Origin of the sequence: Cupriavidus nantongensis, from assembly GCF_001598055.1 — a bacterium.
GTDB classification, from domain to species: Bacteria; Pseudomonadota; Gammaproteobacteria; order Burkholderiales; family Burkholderiaceae; genus Cupriavidus; species Cupriavidus nantongensis.
Genome location: NZ_CP014844.1, coordinates 1,564,662 through 1,586,779, shown reverse-complemented (window position 1 = coordinate 1,586,779; position 22,118 = coordinate 1,564,662). Strand labels below are relative to the sequence as shown.

19 protein-coding genes and 1 pseudogene are annotated in these 22,118 nt (G+C 68.0%); 6 read left to right on the top strand and 14 right to left on the bottom strand.

Annotation, left to right across the window (positions count from 1 at the left end; genetic code table 11):
• Positions 1-170 precede the first annotated feature (170 nt).
• Positions 171-716, top strand: a complete 546-nt coding sequence (locus A2G96_RS07335) for a PAS and helix-turn-helix domain-containing protein (RefSeq protein ID WP_018006818.1) — start codon at positions 171-173, stop codon at positions 714-716.
• 12 nt (positions 717-728) lie between these two features.
• Here A2G96_RS07335 and A2G96_RS07330 read toward each other — a convergent pair whose 3' ends face one another.
• From A2G96_RS07330 to A2G96_RS07310, 5 genes are all read right to left on the bottom strand, one after another.
• Positions 729-1,130, bottom strand: coding sequence for an acyl-CoA thioesterase (locus A2G96_RS07330; RefSeq protein ID WP_062798141.1), 402 nt, complete (start codon positions 1,128-1,130; stop codon positions 729-731).
• A 52-nt stretch (positions 1,131-1,182) separates the two neighbouring features.
• Positions 1,183-2,211, bottom strand: coding sequence for a DctP family TRAP transporter solute-binding subunit (locus A2G96_RS07325; protein ID WP_062798139.1), 1,029 nt, complete (start codon positions 2,209-2,211; stop codon positions 1,183-1,185).
• 65 nt (positions 2,212-2,276) lie between these two features.
• Positions 2,277-3,581, bottom strand: coding sequence for a TRAP transporter large permease (locus tag A2G96_RS07320; protein ID WP_174549297.1), 1,305 nt, complete (start codon positions 3,579-3,581; stop codon positions 2,277-2,279).
• Positions 3,578-4,180, bottom strand: a complete 603-nt coding sequence (locus tag A2G96_RS07315; RefSeq protein ID WP_062798137.1) for a TRAP transporter small permease — start codon at positions 4,178-4,180, stop codon at positions 3,578-3,580. The genes A2G96_RS07320 and A2G96_RS07315 overlap by 4 nt, the downstream gene beginning before the upstream one ends.
• A gap of 267 nt (positions 4,181-4,447) precedes the next feature.
• Positions 4,448-5,233, bottom strand: a complete 786-nt coding sequence (locus A2G96_RS07310; RefSeq protein WP_018006823.1) for an SDR family oxidoreductase — start codon at positions 5,231-5,233, stop codon at positions 4,448-4,450.
• Positions 5,234-5,584: 351 nt separating this feature from the next.
• Between A2G96_RS07310 and A2G96_RS07305 the strand changes: the two genes are divergently transcribed.
• Positions 5,585-7,273, top strand: coding sequence for an electron transfer flavoprotein-ubiquinone oxidoreductase (locus tag A2G96_RS07305; protein WP_062798135.1), 1,689 nt, complete (start codon positions 5,585-5,587; stop codon positions 7,271-7,273).
• A gap of 190 nt (positions 7,274-7,463) precedes the next feature.
• Here A2G96_RS07305 and A2G96_RS07300 read toward each other — a convergent pair whose 3' ends face one another.
• The 4 genes from A2G96_RS07300 to A2G96_RS07285 all read right to left on the bottom strand — a co-directional run bounded on the left by A2G96_RS07300 (position 7,464) and on the right by A2G96_RS07285 (position 11,850).
• On the bottom strand, positions 7,464-8,576 hold the full coding sequence (locus tag A2G96_RS07300; RefSeq protein ID WP_062798133.1) for an IS481 family transposase: 1,113 nt from the start codon (positions 8,574-8,576) through the stop codon (positions 7,464-7,466).
• 130 nt (positions 8,577-8,706) lie between these two features.
• Complete coding sequence (locus tag A2G96_RS07295; protein WP_231909623.1) at positions 8,707-9,753, bottom strand: lipase secretion chaperone; 1,047 nt, start codon at positions 9,751-9,753, stop codon at positions 8,707-8,709.
• A complete protein-coding gene (locus A2G96_RS07290; RefSeq protein ID WP_062798130.1) occupies positions 9,740-10,861 on the bottom strand; it encodes an esterase/lipase family protein in 1,122 nt (373 codons plus the stop codon). The genes A2G96_RS07295 and A2G96_RS07290 overlap by 14 nt, the downstream gene beginning before the upstream one ends.
• An 89-nt stretch (positions 10,862-10,950) precedes the next feature.
• Complete coding sequence (locus A2G96_RS07285; protein ID WP_062798128.1) at positions 10,951-11,850, bottom strand: flagellar brake protein; 900 nt, start codon at positions 11,848-11,850, stop codon at positions 10,951-10,953.
• A gap of 244 nt (positions 11,851-12,094) precedes the next feature.
• On the opposite strand from A2G96_RS07285, the gene A2G96_RS07280 reads away from it, so the two are divergent.
• Both A2G96_RS07280 and A2G96_RS07275 read left to right on the top strand, forming a co-directional pair.
• Complete coding sequence (locus A2G96_RS07280; RefSeq protein WP_062798126.1) at positions 12,095-12,811, top strand: FadR/GntR family transcriptional regulator; 717 nt, start codon at positions 12,095-12,097, stop codon at positions 12,809-12,811.
• A 45-nt stretch (positions 12,812-12,856) separates the two neighbouring features.
• Positions 12,857-13,963 carry an NAD(P)/FAD-dependent oxidoreductase gene (locus A2G96_RS07275; protein ID WP_062798124.1) on the top strand — a complete coding sequence of 369 codons (1,107 nt, stop codon included), beginning with the start codon at positions 12,857-12,859 and terminating at the stop codon, positions 13,961-13,963.
• On the opposite strand, the gene A2G96_RS07270 is transcribed toward A2G96_RS07275, so the two are convergent.
• From A2G96_RS07270 to A2G96_RS07250, 5 genes and pseudogenes are all read right to left on the bottom strand, one after another.
• A complete protein-coding gene (locus A2G96_RS07270; RefSeq protein ID WP_062798122.1) occupies positions 13,885-15,156 on the bottom strand; it encodes an MFS transporter in 1,272 nt (423 codons plus the stop codon). The two genes, A2G96_RS07275 and A2G96_RS07270, sit on opposite strands and share 79 nt — an antisense overlap.
• A 1-nt stretch (position 15,157) precedes the next feature.
• Complete coding sequence (gene aroC, locus A2G96_RS07265) at positions 15,158-16,267, bottom strand: chorismate synthase (RefSeq protein ID WP_062798120.1); 1,110 nt, start codon at positions 16,265-16,267, stop codon at positions 15,158-15,160.
• A 94-nt stretch (positions 16,268-16,361) separates the two neighbouring features.
• A pseudogene (locus tag A2G96_RS07260) lies at positions 16,362-17,095 on the bottom strand (glutathione S-transferase family protein).
• 21 nt (positions 17,096-17,116) lie between these two features.
• Positions 17,117-19,015, bottom strand: a complete 1,899-nt coding sequence (locus tag A2G96_RS07255) for an MFS transporter (RefSeq protein ID WP_062798118.1) — start codon at positions 19,013-19,015, stop codon at positions 17,117-17,119.
• A 177-nt stretch (positions 19,016-19,192) separates the two neighbouring features.
• Complete coding sequence (locus tag A2G96_RS07250; RefSeq protein WP_012352517.1) at positions 19,193-19,639, bottom strand: CBS domain-containing protein; 447 nt, start codon at positions 19,637-19,639, stop codon at positions 19,193-19,195.
• 258 nt (positions 19,640-19,897) lie between these two features.
• Between A2G96_RS07250 and A2G96_RS07245 the strand changes: the two genes are divergently transcribed.
• Together A2G96_RS07245 and A2G96_RS07240 are read left to right on the top strand one after the other, a co-directional pair.
• Entirely contained in the window at positions 19,898-21,208 is a 1,311-nt protein-coding gene (locus A2G96_RS07245) for an O-acetylhomoserine aminocarboxypropyltransferase (RefSeq protein ID WP_062798116.1), read from the top strand.
• On the top strand, positions 21,208-22,032 hold the full coding sequence (locus A2G96_RS07240; RefSeq protein WP_062798114.1) for an alpha/beta fold hydrolase: 825 nt from the start codon (positions 21,208-21,210) through the stop codon (positions 22,030-22,032). Before A2G96_RS07245 ends, A2G96_RS07240 begins: the two co-directional genes overlap by 1 nt.
• Positions 22,033-22,118 lie beyond the last annotated feature (86 nt).

Genomic DNA, 22,118 nt, shown 5'->3' with positions numbered 1-22,118 from the left:
TTCCTCGGTAGTCCCTGTCGATCTCCCCGCCGGCGGGTAGTGCGGCGGGCGACGCAGGGAAATTGTAACGGTACAATCGGCAGCGGCGGTCGGCCGTCGCCGTAACGCGTCCGACCGACAGCATACGCAAGCACAGCCGGCTACGCCATTACGTAAAAATACATAAGCAGATGCCCGCCATCGACTACCAGACCGCCTTCCAGCTCGCTCCCGTGGGCCTGGTGCTTTCACGCGAGCGCGTGATCGAAGACTGCAACGAAGAGGTCTGCCGCATCTTCGGCACCACGCGCGAGGCGCTGCTGGGCCAGTCGTTCCAGGTTCTCTACCCCACCGCCGACGAATTCGAGCGCACCGGCGCGCGCATCGCGCCGATCATGGGAAAGCGCGGCATGTATTCGGACGAACGCATCATGAAGCGCGCCGGCGGGGAACTGTTCTGGTGCCACGTCACCGGCCGCGCGCTGGACCGCAGCCAGCCGCTTGGCGCAGGGATCTGGACCTTCGAGGACTTGTCGCAAAAGCGCCAGGTCACCGCCGAACTGACCGCGCGCGAACGCGAGATCGCGGCGCAGCTGGTGGAAGGCAAGACCAGCAAGCAGATCGGCAAGCTGCTGGCGATCAGCCCGCGCACGGTCGATATCTACCGGGCGCGGCTGATGAAGAAGTATGGGGCGAGCACGTCGGTGGATCTGGTGCAGCGGCTGGTGGCGCACTGACGCCGAAAACCATCACCCTTCGATGATCGCCCGGATCTCCGCCGGCACCGGCACCGACTTCTCCTGCGCATAGTCGCACCACACTACCTTGGCCCCACCTTCTGCCCACACCACCTCGGGCAGATCGGTGCGCCGGATCTCCATGCGCGTCTCGAAACTGGTGCGGCCCAGCTGCCCGGCATAGACCCGGCATTCGATCTCGCCCGGATAACGCAGCTGCTTCAGGAAGGTCATATGCGCATTGATGATGACCGGCCCCTGCCCTTGCGCATCCTTGCCGCCGCGGCCCAGCGAGGCGAACCATTCGATGCGCGCCTGTTCCAGGTACTGGAAATAGACGGTGTTGTTGACATGGCCCATGGCGTCCATGTCGCCCCAGCGGATCGGCATCACCACGGTATAGACGTGCTTCATCTCAGCCTCCAATGCAACAGGCCCGCCGATGCCGGCGGGCCTGCTTCATGACTTAGCGCTTGGCGATCGCGCCTTCGGCCTTGGTGACAAGGTCGGCGCCGATCTGCTTCTTCCACTTGTCGTAGACCTTGGCGGTGGCCTTGCGGAAGGCGTCGTGCTCGGCCGGGGTCAGGTGCGTGACCTTGACGCCGTGGGCTTCCATGTCCTTCCACGCGGGCGTGCCGGCCTCGGCCAAACCCTTGCGCGCCAGTGCGATCTCCTGCTTGCCGGCGTCGATGGCGGCCTGCCTGACGATCTCGCGGTCGGCCGGGGTCCAGCTTTCCCAGATCTGCTTGTTGACCACGAAGATCAGCGGATCGGCGACGTAGCCCCAGGTGGTGACGTACTTCTGGCCGACCGTGTACAGCTTGGCGGCGGCGAACACCGACTGCGGGTTCTCCTGGCCATCGACCGCACCCGACGCCATCGCCGGCTGCGCGTCGGCCCAGCTCATCTGGGTCGGGTTGGCACCCAGCGCGTTGAAGGTCTCGATGTACAGCGGCGAGCCCACCACGCGCAGCTTCAGGCCCTTCAGGTCTTCCGGCTTGCGGATCTCGCGCTTGGAGTTCGACACTTCGCGGAAGCCGTTCTCGCCCCACGCCAGCGGCACCACGCCGGCCTTCTCCAGGGTAGTGAAGATCGACTTGCCGACCTCGCCCTGCGTCAGCGCGTCGAGCGCCTTGTAGTCGGGCATCAGGAACGGCAGCGAGAACAGGTTCAGTTCCTTGACCTGCGGCGACCAGTTGATGGTCGAGCCCACCGCCATGTCGATCACGCCCTGGCGGATCGCCGAGAACTCGCGGGTCTGGTCGCCGGCCACCAGCGAGGTGCCCGGGTACAGCTTGATGTTGATGCGGCCGTTGGTGCGCTGCTTGACCAGGTCGGCCCAGATCTCGCCGCCCTTGCCCCACGGGAAGGCCGGGCCGAGCACCAGCGACATCTTGTACTCGGACTTGTAGGTCTGGGCCATCGCACCGGCGGGGGCGAAGGCGGAAGCGGCCAGGGCGGCGGCCGTTGCAAGCATCAGGGCACGACGTTTCATTTCATCTCCTCAGGGGAAAAGCGTCAGGTTCTTGTTGGTGAATGCAAACACGACATCGACAGCGATCAATAGCCCAGGTACTCCGGCAGCCACGTCGCCAGCGGCGGATAGGCCAGCACCATCAGCATGGCGATAAACATCGCCAGCAGCATCCAGATCACCCAGGGCACGGTTTCTTCCATGCGCACGCGCGCGATCCGGCACGACACCATCAGGTTCACGGCCAGCGGCGGCGTGAACTGGCCCAGCGCCACCTTCAGCGTCAGCACCACGCCGAACCACACCGGGTTCCACTGGAAGGCATTGGCGATCGGCAGCAGCAGCGGCACGAAGATCAGGAAGATCGAGATGCCGTCGAGGAACATGCCCACCGTCATCAGCAGCAGCACGATCAGCGCCAGCACGCCGTACTCGCCCAGGCCGGAGGTGGCAATCGCCTGCGCCAGAGGGTCGATCACGCCCAGCGTCGACAGCGCATAGGCGAAGATGCCGGCCAGCGCCACCACCAGCAGGATCACCGCCGAGGTCTCGGCCGCTTCCTGGAAGATCGTGAACAGGTCGCGCATGCCGATGCTGCGGTACACCACCATGCCGACGAACAGGCCATAGACCACCGCCACCACGGCGGCCTCGGTCGGCGTGAACCAGCCGGCGCGCATGCCGCCCAGGATCAGGAACGGCGCCACCAGGCCCCACGCGGCCTCGCGCAGGCTCTTCCAGAACGGCGGGCGTGGCAGCGCGGCTTCGGCGGCGCCCATATTGTGCTTGCGCGCCAGCCACACCGCCGGCACGATCAGCGCGATGCCGGCGAGCACGCCCGGGATCATGCCGGCCGCGAACAGCGCCGGCACCGATGCGCCCGGCACCAGCACGCTGTAGATGATGAACGCCACCGACGGCGGGATCAGGATGTCGGTCGCGGCCGCCGCGCCGACCACCGCCGCGCTGTACGAGCCGGGATAGCCCGCGCGCGACATCGCCGCGATCATCACGCCGCCGACCGCGGCCGCGTTGGCCGGGCCCGAGCCCGAAATGCCGCCGAGGAACATCGCCACCAGGATCGCCACCAGCGGCAGCATGCCCGGGCCGCGCCCGACCACGGCGATGGCAAAGGTCACCAGCCGCTGCGCCACGCCGGAGCGGTCGAAGATCGAGCCCACCAGCACGAACATCGGGATCGCCAGCAGCGGATACTTGGCCAGGCCGGCGTAGAAGTTCTGCGGCACCGCCAGCAGGCCGAACATCTGCGTATCGAGATTGGACAGGCCGATCGCAACCAGGCCGCCCAGGCCCAAAGACACGCCGATCGGCACGCCCAGCAGCATCAGGCCGATAAAGACCACGAACAGGATGATGGCAACCAGCGTCATTGCGCACGCTCCGTCGCCGCCTGGCTCTGTTGATGCAGCGCCTTGAGCGCCCGCACGTTGCGCACCATCAGCGCCAGCGCGCGCAGCGCGATGCCGGCCGACAGCACCGGCAGCCAGATCGAGTACCACCAGCTCGGCACGCCGATGCCGGGCGAGGTCTCGCCGAAAGTGTATTCGTCCCAGGTAATGCGCGCGCCCAGCACCGCCAGCGCGATAAACATCACCGCCACCGCCAGCGCCGACAGGATTGCCAGGCGTCGCTGCCGCGCGGCGCTGCCGCGTTCGAAGAAGAACTCGATGCGGATATTGCGGTCGCGCGCCACCGCGGCGCTGCCAGCCACCAGCGCCAGCACGATCATCAGGAACACCGAGAATTCCTCGGTCCAGGCGAACGACTCGTCGGTGAAATAACGGACCACCACGTTGGCAAAGGTGATGCCGACCAGCAGCACCATCACGATCACGCCAATCCAGTCCTCGAGGCGGGGCGATACCCGGAATTCAGCGTCCTGCGCTTCGTCGGCGGCCTGCGGAATCACCGCGGAATCGACGACGTGTTGCGGCACGGCGTTGCGCCGTGCCTCTGGTTGTTGCTCCATCTCCCCGGCCTCCGGTCCAGGGCCGCTCGGGCCATGCGGCCACCGCGGCGTTCTCGCTTTGTATGTAAAGACTTAATCTGCAGACATGGCGGATTATGCCAAGACTGGCCTGCCACGCACGAAATTTCTGAATATTGATGCTTGCTGACGACGGCGCGCCCAAGGGGACCGGATAAGCCCTGGGCTGGCGCTCGGGCATCCCGCGGCGCTTGTGGCGCATGGGCGGGATGCGGGGGACTGGCGCCCCCGGTGTCAGCGCGCGGGCGCTCAGACCATGCCGTCGTCGGCGGTGATCACCGCGCCGTTGATGAACTGCGACTGGTCCGATGCCAGCAGCAGCAACAGGCCGTCGAGGTCTTCCGGCTTGCCCAGGCGCTTGCGCGGCAGCATCTGGATCAGCTTCTGCCCGGCGTCGGAATCCCAGTGGTGGTGGTTGATATCGGTGTCGATATAGCCGGGGCAGATGGCGTTGGAATTGATGCCATGGCGCGCCCACTCCAGCGCCATGGCCTTGGTCATATGCACCACCGCCGCCTTGCTCATGCAATAGACGCCGATCTGCGACAGCACCTTCAGCCCCGCCACCGACGCGATATTGACGATGCGCGCCTGCGGCAGCGGGCTGCCGTTGCGCTCGGCGCCCTTGGCGCGCGCGATCATGCGCTTGGCGACTTCCTGCGCGACGAAAAACGCGCCGCGGGTATTGGTGTCGAAGACGAAATCGAAGTCTTCCGGGGCCACCTCGGTCAGCTTCTGCGTGGTCGACACGCCCGAATTGTTGACCAGGATATCGATGGCGCCGGCTTCGGTCTCGGCGTGCGCCACCGCGGCGCGGATGCTGTCCGGGTCGGTCACGTCCAGCCGCACCACATGCGCGCTGCCGCCCTCGGCCTCGATCGCGGCGCGCAGTTCCTTGAGCCGCTCGGTGCGGCGCGAGGCCAGCACCACCTTGGCGCCGGCGGCTGCCAGCACCGTGGCGAAACGCGAGCCCAGCCCGCTCGAGGCGCCGGTTACCAGCGCCACCTTCCCTTCCAGATTGATCGACAAACCCATGATTACCTCTTGCGCGGGAGCCCCTCCGGCCTGAGCAGGAGCAGAAGGCAGCATATCAAAAAAAAGAACGACCGTTCCAAAAAAATCCTTGCCTGTGGGTGGCGAGTCCCGGACAATGCCGGAGATTCTAAGAACTTGGCCCGCAAAGGGAAAGAGGGAAAACGCGCGATCCGCCGTGTCCGGACGCCGTTCGGGCGCTGATCGAACGCGAAACAGCACCGATTTCACCGCCGCGCCCGCGCGGCTCCCCGGCGGCCCATGCGCCGCGCCCGGGCCGGGTTCTCAGCACAACGATCACCGCATTTCCCACAATTGCCAGCTAGCAGCAAAGAAACAGAGGGTTAGAGACAAATGGATCAGCAACAGCTCCTGGAGCAGTTCGGCCCGCGCGAAGCCATGGAATATGACGTGGTCATCGTCGGCGGCGGCCCCGCCGGCCTGGCCACGGCCATCCGCCTGAAGCAACTCGCGCAGGAGAAAGGCGCCGACGTCAACGTGTGCGTGCTGGAAAAGGGCTCCGAGCCCGGCGCGCATATCCTGTCGGGCGCCATCATGGACCCGCGCGCCCTGAACGAGCTGATCCCCAACTGGAAGGAGCTGGGCGCGCCGCTGAACCAGGCCGTGACCGAGGACAAGTTCCTGTTCCTGAACGAGACCGGCTCCAAGGGCACGCCCCCGGCGCTGCTGCCCGAGTGCTTCCACAACGAAGGCAACTACATCGTCAGCCTGTCGAACTTCGTGCGCTGGCTGGGCCAGCAGGCCGAGGCGCTCGGCGTCGAGATCTTCCCGGGCTTCCCGGCCGCCGAGGTGCTGTACAACGAAGACGGCTCGGTCAAGGGCGTGGCTACCGGCAACATGGGCATCAACAAGGAAGGTGAGCCCACCGACAACTTCCAGCTGGGCATGGAGCTGCATGCCAAGTACACCATCTTCGCCGAAGGCGCGCGCGGCCACCTGGGCAAGCAGCTGATCGCCAAGTTCGGCCTCGATGCCGGCAAGGATCCGCAGAGCTACGGCATCGGCCTGAAGGAGCTGTGGGAGATCGACCCGGCCAAGCACAAGCCCGGCCTGGTGGTGCACACCGCCGGCTGGCCGCTGGACCCGGCCACCTACGGCGGCTCGTTCCTGTACCACATGGAAGACAACAAGGTCGCGGTCGGCTTCGTGGTCGGCCTGGACTACACCAACCCGTGGCTGTCGCCGTTCGAGGAATTCCAGCGCTTCAAGACCCATCCGGAAATCCGCCAGTACTTCGAAGGCGGCAAGCGCCTGTCGTACGGCGCGCGCGCCATTACCGCCGGCGGCCTGCTGTCGCTGCCCAAGACCGTGTTCCCGGGCGGCGCGCTGGTCGGCTGCGATGCTGGCTACCTGAACGCCTCGCGCATCAAGGGCAGCCATGCCGCGATCAAGACCGGCATGCTCGCCGCCGAGGCCGCCTATGACGCGCTGCAGGCCGGCCGCCAGCATGACGAGCTGAGCGCCTACCCGGCCGCGTTCGAGCAGAGCTGGCTGTACAAGGAATTGCTGCAGGCCAAGAACTTCAAGCAGTGGTTCAAGAAGGGCCGCACCACCGCCACGCTGATGACCGGCATCGAGCAATGGCTGCTACCCAAGCTGGGCGTGCGCAACCCGCCCTGGACCCTGCACCGCGAGAAGCCGGACCATGTCTACCTGAAGCCGGCCGCCGAGTGCCAGAAGATCGAATACCCGAAGCCGGACGGCAAGCTGACCTTCGACCGCCTCAGCTCCGTCTTCATCAGCAACACCAACCATGAAGAAAACCAGCCGGCGCACCTGACGCTGAAGGATGCCAGCGTGCCGGTCGACATCAACCTGGACAAGTACGCCGGCCCCGAGTCGCGCTACTGCCCGGCGGGGGTGTACGAGTTCGTGCAGGACGAGACCTCGGGCAAGGAACGGCTGCAGATCAACGCGCAGAACTGCGTGCACTGCAAGACCTGCGACATCAAGGACCCGACGCAGAATATTGTGTGGGTGACCCCGGAGGGTGGTGGCGGGCCGAACTACGTTGGGATGTAAGACGCTGCCGGTTTGCTCCCCTCTCCCGCTTGCGGGAGAGGGGCCGGGGGTGAGGGCAGGCACTGGCATACCACGGGTCTTTACTTCGTGGATCTGCTGGCCCTCACCCCAGCCCTCTCCCGCACGCTGTATGGACCGGGGACATGGGTAACACATGTGCCGGGACATGGGTAACAGTCCAGTCTCCAGTTTAATAGACCTGCTGTAGGTCTATTGTGGCCACCTTTTGATGGCAGAAGTAGACGTCAAAGGTGCCGTCCAGGTCCACGCGAGGGCGCAATGCTACGGGCGTTCCGATCAAGGCTCGTCCGACCCGGAACGTCTTTCCCCGGAAGCAGATGCGCCCACCGTCGCCTACCTTTCGCACGATGTCATCGCTGTCGTACTCGATAGGCGGGAGTTCGCGCGGCATCGCCCGTGGACTAGGCGCATAGCGGCTTGCGGGTGTCTCCATATCCAGCGCGTGGTGTGGGCGCTTGAAGTTGTACACGTGGCGCCAATGGCTGAAGTGATGCTGCGCATCATCCAGATCCCGGAAGCGCTGGTTGGCCAGCAGCTCTGCCTGCATGGTTCGATGGAAGCGCTCGTCCTTGCCGTTGGTCTGAGGATGGCCAGGTCGGCTATGACTGAGCCGCACGCCCAGGCGAATCAGCCAGGCGCCCAGCGTGGTTAACGCACGAGGCACTGGAGAACCCCAGGGCGGGCCGTTGTCTGCATTGATCCGCTCGGGCAGCCCATAGCGCGCAAAAGCCTTCGCTAACGCTTCTTGTACGGATTCAAACTGTTCGTTGCCCAAGGCCCTGAGCAGCACATTGAACCGGGAGTGATCGTCCAAGACCGTGAGCGGGTGGCACCTCTGCGTGTCGGTCGCGAAGTGACCTTTGAAGTCAATTTGCCATAGTGCATTGGGCCGGTCGTGCTCGAAGCGCTGCCATGCTGTCGCGGCCGCGCTGGCGGCCGGATCGATCAAGCCATGGCGGCGCAGCACCCAATTGACTGTACTCGGGGCGATCTGGAGGCGGTGGTCGCGCTCCAGCACGTGTGCGATCTTGCGGGCGCCCCAGGCCGAATGTTCGGCTCGAATCGCTAGCACGCGCTCTTCGACGGCAGCTGGAGTTCGACCGGGAGAGCTATGTGGACGCCGAGTTCGGTCGTCCAGATCCTCTCGATTCAACCACTTGTAACCGGTCTTGCGACTGATGCAGAAGCGGCGGCAAAGCTCCGCAATGTTGGCGTCCGCCTGGCGTGCCAGGCGGACGAACTCTTCTCTTTGCTGCTTCACGGTGGTTTGGCTCCAGGGCAACGTTATCCTCCCGCTGACTAAGCGGGAAAAGTGTTACCCATGTCCTGGCACACCTGTTACCTATGTCCCCGGTCTATACAGCACGCGGGAGAGGGAGCACACAATCAGCTGACGCAATGACGGCACCGATTTACGGTGCCGTTTTTCTTGCAGCCATCGCACTATCCACCACTTCCGCCTGCAGCGCCTCGCTCGGATTGTCGAAAGCCTGCCTGCGCAGCGCGTCAAGTTGCTGCCGCCGATCCTGCTCCGACAACCCCGCGAACGCCTCGATCTGCGCGCGCCGCGCCGCGTAGTCGTGGTAACGCTGCTGCCATGACTGCTCGGCCTGCGCCTGCTGCTGGTAGCGCTGCGCCACCTCGGGGCCGTAGGCCTGTGCCAGCGCGGCGCCGATGTCCTGCGTGGTGCGTCCGGCCGCCTGCAGCTCTGAGATGGTCTGGCTGATGGCCTGCGGGCGCGCGCTGGCTGCGCTTGCGGCGCGCAAGGGTTCAGGCAGCGTGGCGTCGAGGTCGGCCAGCCGCTGCCGCCGCTGCGCGTCGTCCAGGCCCGCCTGCGCCATGATCTCCAGCCGCGCCAGCATGGCCTCGTCATAGGCCTGCTCTTCGCCGAACCAAGCCTGCGCGACTTCAGGCAGCCAGCGCTGGCGCGCCGCGTTGCGCTGCGCCAGCAGCGCGCGCAATTGCTGCACCTGCTGCGCATCGAGCGTGCCGTCCGCGTCCGCCAGCGGCTTGCGCACGGCCTCGGGCTGGATCTCGGCCAGGTAGGCCACGTAGCGGCGCCACAGCTGCCACGCCTGTCCGGCCGCGGGCTGCGGCACGTGGCGGCGAATATCGTCATGCACCAGCGCGTCGAGCGCATCGATGCCGCCGGCGTCGTTGCGCGCGCTCAGGAAATAATCGAAATAGGTCCGCAGCGCGCGCGTCAGCCGCAGGTTGCCCGCGGCATCGGCCTCGGGACCTGCGGGCATCTCCACGCCGGCCAGCGATGGCCAGGCGGCGGCGCCAGCGGGTGCCGGCGCCGCCGATGACGCAAGCGGAGCCGCGGCGACCGCCACCGCCGCCTGCTGCGACACGGGCGCCGCAGCCGGCGGCATGGTCAGCCAGTACACCGCTGCGGCCGCGGCGCCGGCCGGTAGCAAGGCCAGCCAGAACCGCGGCGCTCGCTCAGAGCTGGTCATTGCGCAGCCGGTTGGCGTGGTTCAGGATCACCGTGCGCGGATCGGCATCCTGGTACAGGCCGGCCATCTGGTTGACCTCGTCGAGATGGTTCCAGTAATAGCCGGTGGCCAGCACCCGCCCCCACTTGCTGCTGCACACCGAGACCAGCCCGTCATTGGCGCCGGCGCCCTTCAGCGCCATCAGCCCCGCCGAGGTCGACATCATCACCGTGGACGGATCCAGCAGGTTGGAGCGCAGCAGGCTCAGTGGCCCGCCCTGACCGGTCCACGAATACGCGGCCTGGGTATGGGTGACGAGATTGCCCGCGGCGTCGCGCGCCTGGCGCTGCTCGGACACGGCGCCGGCGCTGTCGCAGTCCGCGCCCAGCGCCGACTTCGTGCCCGGCACCAGCGTGGCGTCGAGCCGCGCATTCTGTTCGGCGGCACCGCGCGTGGTCAGGCTCTTGAGCGAAGCCAGCGCATCCTGGTCCAGCGCCTGGCCGTTGCTGATGCCGTTGAACCAGCCGACCGTATCGAACACGCCCTGGATCAGGCTGACCAGCACCGGTCCGGCAATCGGGATGGCGCCGATGCCCTGGATCAGGTCGAGCACGGTGTCGGCCACTTCGCTGCCGCGGTGCGGGCTGCCGATGGTGGTGACCGAGGCCACGTCCTGCGGCGACATCGCCGCCAGCACGCGCGAGGTCGGCCCGCCCTGGCTGTGGCCAATCAGGTTGACCTTGTCGGCGCCGCTTTCCAGCTTGACCGCGCGCACATAGGCCTGCAGCGCCAGCGCGCGCTCGGCATCGCTGTTGAACGACGGCACCGTCGCGACATAGACCTGCGCGCCGTGGGCCCGCAGCATTTCAGGAATGCCATACCAGTAGTCGAGCACGCCGGCCATCTTCGCCGCGCCGGTCAGGCCGTGGACCAGCACGATCGGGTAGCGCGTCTTGGCGTAGTCGCCATTGGCGGTGGCCGCGGCGACGGGTACCGGCAGCGCCAGCATGGCTGCGGCGGCCAGCGCCGCGGCCGTGCCTGCCAGCCTGCCTCGGGAATTGCGGGACTGCTGCTGCGTGCGCGCTACGGGCGTGCGTTGCCCGCACGCGTGGGATTCGCCGTGCTCCATCTGGTCTCCTCGGTGGTGGGTCTTTTTATGTTGGAAGCAGTAAAGACGGCCCGCCCCGGGGAGACAATCAAAACATTAGCGGATTCCCTCTAAACGGCCGCTACAGCTGCGGGTTGCACCGGCATGCGGGTACTGGAGAGCAGCTGTTCGTAGATGTAGCACTGCAGCAGCGTCAGTTCGCGCTCGGCCAGCACATCGAAGGCCACGCCGAAGGCGGGGAAGTCGGCATCGTCGCCAGCGGCCCTGGCAGGCGCGATGCGGACCCAGCCATCGATCACCACCTCGCTGTCCAGCGACGCGGTACGCAGCTTGAAGCGCAGCCGCACGCGGCTGCCCGGCGCGGGGGCCGGCGAGGTGGTCTGCACCAGCGCGCCGCCGGTGCTGAGGTCCGACAGCAGCGACAGGCGCGCGGCGCTGCCGTCGCTACCCTCGTCATCGCCGGGTTCGGTCAGGTAAGCGGCCAGGCGGGTCGGCACGCGCGCCGCCTTGCGCACCGGCGTCGCGTGCTGCTGCACCGGCGCCGACAGCACCAGATAGCGGAACGGGCTGCGACACACCGCGGTAATGGTCGAAGTGAAGCTGTGGATGGCGTGTCCCGAGAAGCCGCGCAGCAGCACGCCGTCGCCAGCCTGCAGCGGCAGGTCGCGCCCGCCCAGTTGCGGCCAGGTGACAAAGAGGCCCTGCTCGATAAAGCCGATCAGGCGGCTCGCGGCCGGGCGCGCGGCCTCGCCGTCCAGCTTGATATGCAGCAGCGTGCCGACCTGCAGGCCGAGCGGCCCGGTGGCAGGTCGCAGCTCGTCGGCGGCCTTGTTGCCGGCTTCATCGCCGACATCGTCGCGGCACACCGTGCCGTGGCGGAACACCAGCGCCAGGTCGCGCGCATCGGGGATGATGTTGCCGCTGCCGAGCACCAGGTTGCCATCGCCATCGAGCAATGACCAGGGCAGCGGGTGGCCGACGGGAAGATCGTTAGGGGTGAGCTGGATCATGGCTGTTTGCAGTTGGCCCCGGCGTGGGCGTGCTGGGACGCGCCGAGCCCTGGGCAGCACTGACGCACGGGACTCCGCCGCCTGTATTGGGCTTCTATCGGCGTCCGCGCGGCGAAATTAAGTGCCGGGCAATGGACACCAAGGCCGCATGTGTAGCATCGGTTACCTGCTGCAAGCTTGACGCGCCGCAAAGTTGAGGCCAGAATCGCGAAAAGCTGTCAGACAGCCTGACACATCGAGCGCCATGAACACTCTCCTGCCCCGCCCCGCATCGCTTGCCACCCGCATCGCGCAGACCCTGCATGACGACATCCTTGCCGGCCGCTACGGCGCGGGCGCGCGCCTGCCGGCCGAGTCCGCGCTGGCCGACGCCTTCGGCGTCAGCCGCCCGATCGTGCGCGAGGCCATTGCCCAGCTGAAGGCCGACGGCGTGCTGGTCACGCGCAAGGGCTCCGGCGCCTATGTGTCCGACACCCCGGGCGGCCAGGCCTGGCGCGTGGCCAGCGCGCCCGACGGCGGCCCGACGCTGGCCCAGCTGTTCGAGCTGCGCCGCGTGGTGGAAACCGCCTGCGCCGAAATGGCGGCGCAGCGGCGCACCGAGGCCGACCTCGACGCCATCCGCGCCGCGCTGGCGGCAATGCAGGCGCAGGCCGACGGCCACGGCGACATGGCCAGCGCCGCCGCGGCCGACATGGCGTTCCACCATGCCATTGCCGAGGCCGCGCACAACCCCTGCTTTACCGGGCTGACGGATTTCGTAAGCCAGCAGATGCTGGCCGCGCGCCAGCGCGCGTGGGAGAACACCGCGCGGCTGGCCAGCGCCACCGGCGCGCCGCGCGCCGCCGACCAGGAGCACGCGGCCCTGGCCGAAGCGATTGCCGCCGGCGATGCCGCGGCCGCGCGCAACGCCGCGCAGCAGCACCTGGCGGCCGCCGCCGCGCGCCTGGGCCTGCCCGCCTGAACCCGGATATATCGAGACCCCTGAACCCTGAAGCAAGGAACAACCATGGAAACAGTGGATTGCGTCGTGATCGGCGCCGGCGTGGTGGGACTGGCGGTGGCGCGCGCACTGGCGCTGCAAGGCCGCGAAGTGATCATCCTGGAAGCCGAGAACGCCTTCGGCACCATCACCAGCGCGCGCAACAGCGAGGTCATCCATGCCGGCATCTACTATCCGGCGGGCTCGCTCAAGGCGCAGCTGTGCGTGCGCGGCAAGGCCATGCTGTACGACTACTGCGCCAGCCGCCACGTCGCGCACCAGCGCTGCGGCAAGCTGATCGTCGCCACCAGCGCGGCCCAGGTGGCGACGCTCGAAAGCATCCGCGCCAGGGCCGCCGCCAACGGCGTGGACGACCTGCGCCTGATCGACCGGGCCGAAGCGCAGGCACTGGAGCCGCAACTCCAGTGCGAGGCGGCACTGCTGTCGCCGTCGACCGGCATCGTCGACAGCCACGGCCTGATGACGGCGCTGCTGGGCGATGCGGAAAACGTCGGCGCGATGCTGGCGGTGCAGTCGCCGGTGCTGGGCGGCGCGGTCACGGCGGACGGCATCCGCCTGGAGATCGGCGCGGAAGACGGCAGCACCACCACGCTGCTGGCGCGCACGGTGGTCAATTCGGCCGGGCTCACGGCACCCGAGCTGGCACGCCGCCTCGATGGCATGCCCGAAGCCCATATCCCGCCGCAGTACTACGCCAAGGGCTGCTATTTCACGCTGGCCGGCCGCGCGCCGTTCTCACGGCTGATCTATCCCGTGCCCGAGGCCGCCGGACTTGGCGTGCACCTGACCATCGACCTGGGCGGCCAGGCGCGCTTCGGCCCCAATGTGCGCTGGATCGACGAGATCGAATACGGGGTGGATGCGGCCGACGCCGACGCCTTCTATGACGAGGTGCGCCGCTACTGGCCGGGACTGGCCGACGGCGCGCTGCAGCCCGGCTACGCCGGCATCCGCCCCAAGATCAGCGGCCCGCACGAAGCCGCGGCCGACTTCCGCATCGACGGCCCCGCCGTGCACGGCGTGCCGGGGCTGGTTCACCTGTTCGGCATCGAATCGCCGGGGCTGACCTCGTCGCTGGCGATTGCGGAGCGGGTCTGCGCGGTGCTGGACTGAAGCGCACCGTCGCCCTCCGCGCGAAAGCTCATCACCGCGCAGAAGGCGCCCGCCGCCGCGGCCACGGCGGCGAGCCCGAAGGTGTGCGCCGGCGCCAGCGCGTTCCAGGTCCAGCCCATCGCCAGCCCGCCGAGCGTGCCGCCGACGCCGTAGGAAATGCCTGTGTACAGCGCCTGCCCGCGCCCCTGCAGCGGCCCGGCAAACCAGGCCTGCAGGCGCTTCAGGCTGGCGCTGTGGTGCGCGGCGAAGGTCGCCGCGTGCAGCACCTGCACCAGCGCCATCAGCCACGCCAGTTGCGCGAAGTAGCCGGTCAGCCCGAAGCGCAGTGCCGCCAGCACGAAGGTGCCGGCCAGGATGGTGCGCAGCGCCAGGCGCGCGAACAGCAGCCCCTGGTAGTAGAAGAAGACGATCTCGGCGACCACGCCGATGGTCCACATCATGCCGATGGCGAACTTGCTGTAGCCCAGTGTCTCCAGCCACAGCGAGTAGAACACGTAGAGCGCGGCGTGCGCGAACATCATCAGGAAGGCCGACGCCAGGAACCAGGCCACGTCCGGGCGGCGCAGCAGCGGCAAGGCGCGCGGCGGCGTCGTGCGCGGGCCTTCGTCGGCGGCGTCGCGCATGGTCAGCACCACCCCGGCCAGGATTGCCAGCACCGCGCTTGCCACCCACGGGAACGCGCGCATGCCGACCGCCTCGAACAGCGCCCCGCCGGCCAGCACCGCGCCGATAAAGCCGAGCGAGCCGAACATGCGGATGCGGCCGTAGCTGTGGTCGAAGGCGCCGTAGCGGCGCAGCGTGGAAATGGTCAGGGCATCGCCGAGCGGCGACATCGCGCTGGTCAAGAGGCTCAGCGTCAGCATCATCGCCATCATGCCGCCGTAGCTGCCGACGCCCGGCAGCACCAGGAACGCCAGCAGCGAGGTGAACGCGCTCACGCGCAGGATGCGCACGCGCGTGTGCATCATGTCGGAGAGCCAGCCCCACAGGTAGGGCCCGGCGATGCGGCTGACCTGGAAGCTCGCCATCAGCACGCCGATCTGCACCGGGTCGAAGCCGCGGTCGGCGAAGTACAGGCTGACGTAGGGCGAGATCAGGCCGACGTAGCCGTAATAGCCCAGGTAGAAGAGCCCGAAGCGGGCATGGTCGGGGCCGCCGGCCCCGCCTTGGCCGCCCGCGCGCTGCGGCGTCAAGTCAGCGGGTCTGGCCGGCCTGCGCGGGGATGCGCGGCGTGTCGACGCGGACGTCGCCGCACTGGGCGCGGTGGCGCAGCGCGTGGTCGATCAGCACCAGCGCCAGCATGGCCTCGGCGATCGGCGTGGCGCGGATGCCCACGCACGGGTCGTGGCGGCCGAAGGTCTCGACGGTGGCGGCGTTGCCGGCCTTGTCGATCGATTCGCGCGGGGTGCGGATCGACGAGGTCGGCTTGATCGCCAGCGACACGGTGATGTCCTGCCCGGTGGAGATGCCGCCCAGCACGCCGCCGGCGTTGTTGGTGCGGAAGCCCGCGGCGGTCAGCTCGTCGCCATGCACGCTGCCGCGCTGCGCGACGCTGTCGAAGCCGGCGCCGATCTCGACGCCCTTGACCGCGTTGATGCCCATCATCGCGTGCGCGATATCGGCGTCGAGCTTGTCGAAAAGCGGCTCGCCCAGGCCCACCGGCACGTGGCTGGCCACCACCTCGATGCGCGCGCCGACCGAGTCGCCGTCGCGGCGCAGCGCGTCCATATAGGTTTCGAGCTCGGGGATGATGTCGGCATTGGCGGCGAAGAACGGGTTCTCCGGCACATGCGACCAGTCGGTGAACGGCACCGCGATCTCGCCCAGCTGCGACATATAGCCCCGGATCTCGGTGCCGTACTGCTCGCGCAGCCATTTCTTGGCCACCGCGCCCGCCGCCACCACCGGCGCGGTCAGGCGCGCCGACGAACGGCCGCCGCCGCGATGGTCGCGGATGCCGTACTTCTGCCAGTAGGTGTAGTCGGCATGGCCCGGGCGGAAGGTCTCGACGATATTGCCGTAGTCCTTGCTGCGCTGGTCGGTGTTGCGGATCAGCAGGCAGATCGGGGTGCCGGTGGTCTTGCCCTCGAACACGCCGGACAGGATCTCGACCTGGTCGGGCTCCTTGCGCTGGGTCACGTGGCGCGAGGTGCCGGGCTTGCGGCGGTCCAGGTCGCCCTGGATATCGGCCTCGGTCAGCGCCAGGCCCGGCGGGCAGCCGTCCACCACCGCGCCGATGGCCGGCCCGTGCGATTCGCCGAAGGTGGTGACAGTGAAAAGCAGGCCAAGGGTGTTGCCGGACATGATGGAAACCGCACAGGAATTGGGGACGGCCTCCATTGTAAGGCCAATGGCCGGGCTCGGGCGGGCCTGGGCGGACCCAGCCGGCGGCGTCAGGTCAGGCGGCGACGCCCTGCGCCACCGGCGCGGCGGCCAGCTCCGGGTAGAACTCGGCGCGCATCCGCTCCATATAGGCCACCAGGTTGGCATGGCCCTCGGCCGCGGTGCGGATCGGGGTGTCGAATACGGGGCACAGCAGGCTGCCGGCGAAGGCAAACAGCGTGGCATCGGCCCCGCACGGCTGGTCGCCCATCAGGTAGCGCTTGTCGCCCAGGATGTCGGCAATCGAGGTCACGCCCTTGCTCGCCAGCGCCACCAGCTCTTCCTCGCTATGCCGCCCCAGGCCCTGCCCCCACAGCGTCTTGCGCACCTTGTAGCGCACCAGCCGCTCGGCCAGCCCGCGCACCGGCGCCGGCACGCTGCGGAAGAACTGGGCCGGGCCCTTGTCGAAATTGGCCTGGTCGAGCCAGCGCACGCGCGCCACCGCCCAGTAGAGATGGTCCTCCATCAGCTTCTCGGCGGCCCAGGCGATGCCGCGCTCGGCCGCGCTCAGGCCCGCGTCGAAATCGATGTGGTAGGTCTTCTCGATATGCCAGCGGATCATGGTGGAATCGGCCACGATCCGGCCCATGTCGTCCAGGTACGGCGCTTGCCCTTGGGCGCGCGCCGCAGGCTGCCGGGGCGCGCGGTGTACGGCAGGCCGGCCAGCTTGAGCAGCATCTCGGCCTTGGTGACGAAGGGGCTGGCGTCGGGCAGCCCGAAGGCGGGGCCGAAGGTGTAGAGGGTAATCATCGGGGATCGCCTTTGCGTCGGCTAGCGCCAGTCGCCGCGCAGGGCCTGCACCATCTGCTGCAGGCCTTCGGGGGTTGCGGATTCCGGCGGCACCGGCTCGCCCACCACCAGCTCGAGCCGGTTCAGGATGCCGCGCCGGAACGGCCGCGACATCGCCGGCGCGCCCTTGCGCGAGAAAAAGCTGCCCCACAGCCCGCGCAGTGCCATCGGCACCACCGGCACCGGCGTGCGGCGGATGATCTGCTGCACGCCCTGCTTGAACGGATTGATGTCGCCGGTGGCGGTGATCTTGCCTTCCGGGAAGATGCAGACCAGGTCGCCGTCTTCGAGCGCCTGGGCCACGCTGTCGTAGGCGCGCCTGAGCATCTCGGGGTCCTGGTGCGCCGGCGCGATCGGGATCGCGCGCGCCTGGCGGAAGAACCACGACAGCAGCGGCACCCTGAAGATGTTGTGGTCCATCACGAAGCGCACCGGGCGCGGGCTGCACGCCATCAGCACCACCGCATCGGCAAAGCTGACGTGGTTGCACACCAGCACCGCCGGCCCCTCGGCGGGAATGCGCTCGGCGTTGATGCGGCGCAGGCGATAGAGGGTATGGACCAGGATCCACGCGATAAAGCGCAGCAGGAACTCCGGCACCAGCGAATAGATGTAGACCGCGACCACCGCATTGAGCAGCCCCACCACCAGGAACAGCTGCGGGATGGTATAGCCCGCCTGCGTCAGCGCCACGCCCAGCAGCGAGGCCGCGATCATGAAGAAGCTGTTCAGGATGTTGTTGGCGGCGATGATGCGGGCGCGGTGCGTGGGCGCGCTGCGGCTCTGGATCAGCGCGTACAGCGGCACGCTGTAGAAGCCGCCGAACATCGCCAGCAGGAACAGGTCGGCCAGCACGCGCCAGTGGTGCGGCGCGGCCAGGAAGGCACCGATGCCGCTCAGCGCGGCCGGCGCCTGCCCCTGGCTGGCAAAGTACAGGTCGACCGCGAACACGGTCATGCCGATCGAGCCGAACGGCACCAGCCCGATCTCGACATGGCGCCCGGACAGGCGCTCGCACAGCAGCGAACCGGTGCCAATGCCGAGCGAGAACACCGCCAGCAGCAGCGTCACCACGTTCTGGTCGCCGCCCAGCACATCCTTGGCATAGCTGAAGAACGAGGTCAGGAAGGTCGCGCCAAGGAACCACAGCCACGAAATGCCGAGCAGGCTCAGGAACACGGTGCGGTTGCCGCGCGCCAGCACCAGGTTGCGCCAGGTCTCGGAAAACGGGTTCCAGTTGATGCGCAGGTCCGGTTGCGGCGCCGGCGACGCCGGGATCCGGCCCGCCACCAGGCGCCCGGCGACGGCGATGATCACGCAGGCCGCGCCGACGTACAGCGGCCCGACCATGGCGCCGCCGTGCTGCAGCCCGGCCAGCTCGCCGCCGATCAGCGTGCCGATCAGGATCGCGACGAAGGTGCCCATCTCGACCAGCCCGTTGCCGCCGACCAGTTCGCTCTCGTCCAGGTGCTGCGGCAGGTAGGCAAACTTGACCGGCCCGAACAGCGTGGAATGCAAACCCATCAGGAAGGTGCCGGCGTACAGCAGCGGCGCGCTGTGCCAGGCAAAGCCGGCCAGGCCCAGCACCATGATGGCGATCTCCAGCGACTTGACCAGCCGGATCAGGCGCGACTTCTCCAGCTTGTCGGCAATCTGCCCGCTGGTGGCCGAGAACAGCACGAACGGCGCAATGAAGATGGCCGAGATCAGGAACGCCGCGCTGCGCGCGTCGACGCCGTCGAACAGCGCCGTGTGGTACGTCACCAGCGAGGTGAAGGCGACCTTGAACACGTTGTCGTTCATCGCCCCCAGGAACTGGGTCCAGAAGAACGGCGCGAAACGGCGCAGGCCGAGCAGTCGGAACTGGCTGTGTTGGCTCATGGAGGGGCCGGTCGGGGGCGACCGCCAACGGAAATGGAAACGCCGGCTAGTGTGCCGCAGCCGCGGCCTTGCCGCCACCTTGCCGCGGCCGGGTGGCGCCAACCGAGGGTATTTCCGCAGGCGGCTTCAGTAAGCCTGGGGGCTTCCGGCAGACACAGCCGGCGCGGCCCGGCGCCCTCACTCGGCGCGCTCTTCCGGCCAGTCGCGGATATAGGCCTTGAGCATCTTGTTCTCGAAGCTCTGGTCCTCGACCACGGCCTTGGCGACGTCGTAGAACGAGATCACGCCCATCAGCGTGCGGTTGTCGAGCACGGGCAGGTAGCGGGTGTGACGCTCCAGCATCATGCGGCGGACCTCGTTGACGTCGGTTTCCATGGTGCAGGTCAGCGGCGCATCGTCCATCACCTTGCGGATGCTGCTGGTGCCGACGTTGCCGTTGTTGCGGGCCAGGGTCTCGATGATCTCGCGGAAGGTCAGCATGCCGACCAGGTCGCCGTACTCCATCACCACCAGCGAGCCGATATCGTGCTCGGCCATGGTGTGCACGGCAACCAGCAATGAGGTGTCAGGCGTCACGGTATAGAGCGTATTGCCCTTGATCTGGAGGATGTCGCTGACTTTCATGTTGGTCTCCGCTGCCTGCGCTCACACTGAGCTGAAACTGAGGGTATCGCGCCGGCCGTGGCACCGGGGGCGATACCGGTCACATTGTTATCTGTCTATGGGTGTGCGGGCACCGCGTGCCCGTTGGCCGATGCTAGCCCAAACCCGCCGCCAAAGTAAAGCGGGAGGCCGGTTTGCGGGCGGGTGGCCGTGTGAGCGCGCGTGGGCGGGCGCACGATGCTACGATGCTGGCCGGAGACAACTCAAGGCCGACCGACCATGTCCGGAACCCGCTTCGACACGCTGGCGCTGCACGCCGGCGCCGCGCCCGACCCCGCCACCGGGGCCCGCGCCACCCCCATCCACCTGACCACGTCCTTCGTGTTCCGCGACAGCGAGCACGCCGCGTCGCTGTTCAACATGGAACGCGCGGGGCACGTCTACTCGCGCATTTCCAACCCCACCGTGGCCGTGCTCGAGGAACGCATCGCCGCGCTCGAGAACGGCGCCGGCGCCATCGCCACGGCCTCGGGCCAGGCCGCGCTGCACCTGGCGGTGGCCACGCTGATGGGCGCGGGCTCGCATATCGTCGCGTCGTCGGCGCTGTACGGCGGCTCGCACAACCTGCTGCACTACACGCTGCGCCGCTTCGGCATCGAGACCACCTTCGTCAAGGCGCGCGATATCGACGCCTGGCGCGCCGCGATCCGGCCCGAGACCCGGCTGCTGTTCGGCGAGACGCTCGGCAACCCCGGCCTCGACGTGCTCGACATCCCGACCCTGGCGCAGCTGGGCCAGGACCATGGCATCCCGCTGCTGGTCGATTCCACCTTCACCACGCCCTACCTGCTGCGCCCGTTCGACCATGGCGCCGGGCTGCTCTACCACTCGGCCACCAAGTTCCTGGGCGGCCACGGCACCACCATCGGCGGCGTGCTGGCCGAGGGCGGCACCTTCGACTTCGAGGCCTCGGGGCGCTTCCCGGAGCTGTCCGAGCCCTACGAGGGCTTCCACAACATGGTGTTCACCGAGGAAAGCACGGTGGCGCCGTTCCTGCTGCGCGCGCGCCGCGAAGGGCTGCGCGATTTCGGCGCCTGCATGAACCCGATGGCGGCGTGGCAGCTGCTGCAGGGCGTCGAGACGCTGCCGCTGCGCATGAGCCGCCATGTCGACAACACCCGCAAGGTGGTGCAGTTCCTGGTGTCGCACCCGATGGTCGAGTCGGTGTCGTATCCGGAGCTGGAATCGCACCCCGACTACGAACTCGCCAAGCGCCTGCTGCCGCGCGGCTGCGGTGCGGTGTTCAGCTTCAACCTGAAGGGCAACCGGCTGGCCGGCCAGCGCTTTATCGAAAGCCTGGCGCTGTTCTCGCACCTGGCCAATGTCGGCGACGCGCGCTCGCTGGTGATCCATCCGGCCTCGACCACGCACTTCCGCATGGACGCAGCCGCGCTGCAGTCGGCGGGCATTACCGAAGGCACGATCCGGCTGTCGGTCGGCCTGGAAGACCCGGATGACCTGATCGACGACCTCAAGCGCGGCCTGAAGGCGGCCGAGAAGGCCATGAGTGGCAAGGGAGGACAAGCCTGATGGAACTGAACCTCGCCGGCCAGCCGGCCTACGCCTATACCGGCGGCAAACCGTTCGATCCCGCCCTGCCCTGCGCCGTCTTCGTCCACGGCGCGCAGAACGACCATAGCGTCTGGGCGCTGCAGACGCGCTGGTTCGCCAACCATGGCTTCTCGGTGCTGGCGGTGGACCTGCCCGGCCACAACCGCAGCCAGGGCGCGCCGCTGGCCACGGTCGAAGCCATGGCGGACTGGGTCATGGCGCTGGTGGCCGCCGCCGGCGTCACCGCGCCGGCCTTCGTGTTCGGCCACAGCATGGGCTCGCTGATCGCGCTGGAATGTGCGGCGCGGCATCCGCAGGCGGTGCGCGGCATCGGCCTGCTGGCCACGGCCTATCCGATGAAGGTCTCGGACGCGCTGCTCGACGCCTCGCTCAACCACGAGGGCGACGCCATCGCCATGGTCAATGCCTGGTCGCACTCGAGCCTCGCCAACAAGCCGTCGTCGCCGGGCCCCGGCGCGTGGATGCACGGCGGCAGCCAGCGGCTGATGGAACGGGTGTCGCGCAACAACCCGCAGGCGCATGTGTTCCACAACGACTTCTCGGCCTGCAACGCCTATGCCCATGGCGAGGAAGCCGCCGCGGCGGCGGCGTGCCCGGCGCTGTTCATCACCGGCAGCAAGGACATGATGACCTCGCCCAAGGCGGCGCAGGCGCTGGCCGGCAAGATGCGCAGCGCGAGCGTGGTAACGGTGCCGTGCGGCCATGCGCTGATGGGCGAGCGTCCGGATGAAGTGCTGGATGCGCTGGCGGCGTTTGCGCGCAAGGTGGTAGCAGCGGGCTGACGCTGGTCCCGGACGGCTGGCCACGCCGGCGGCCGTCCGCATTACATCCCGGCGCCGAAGGTCTACACTGCAGCAAACAAGACCTG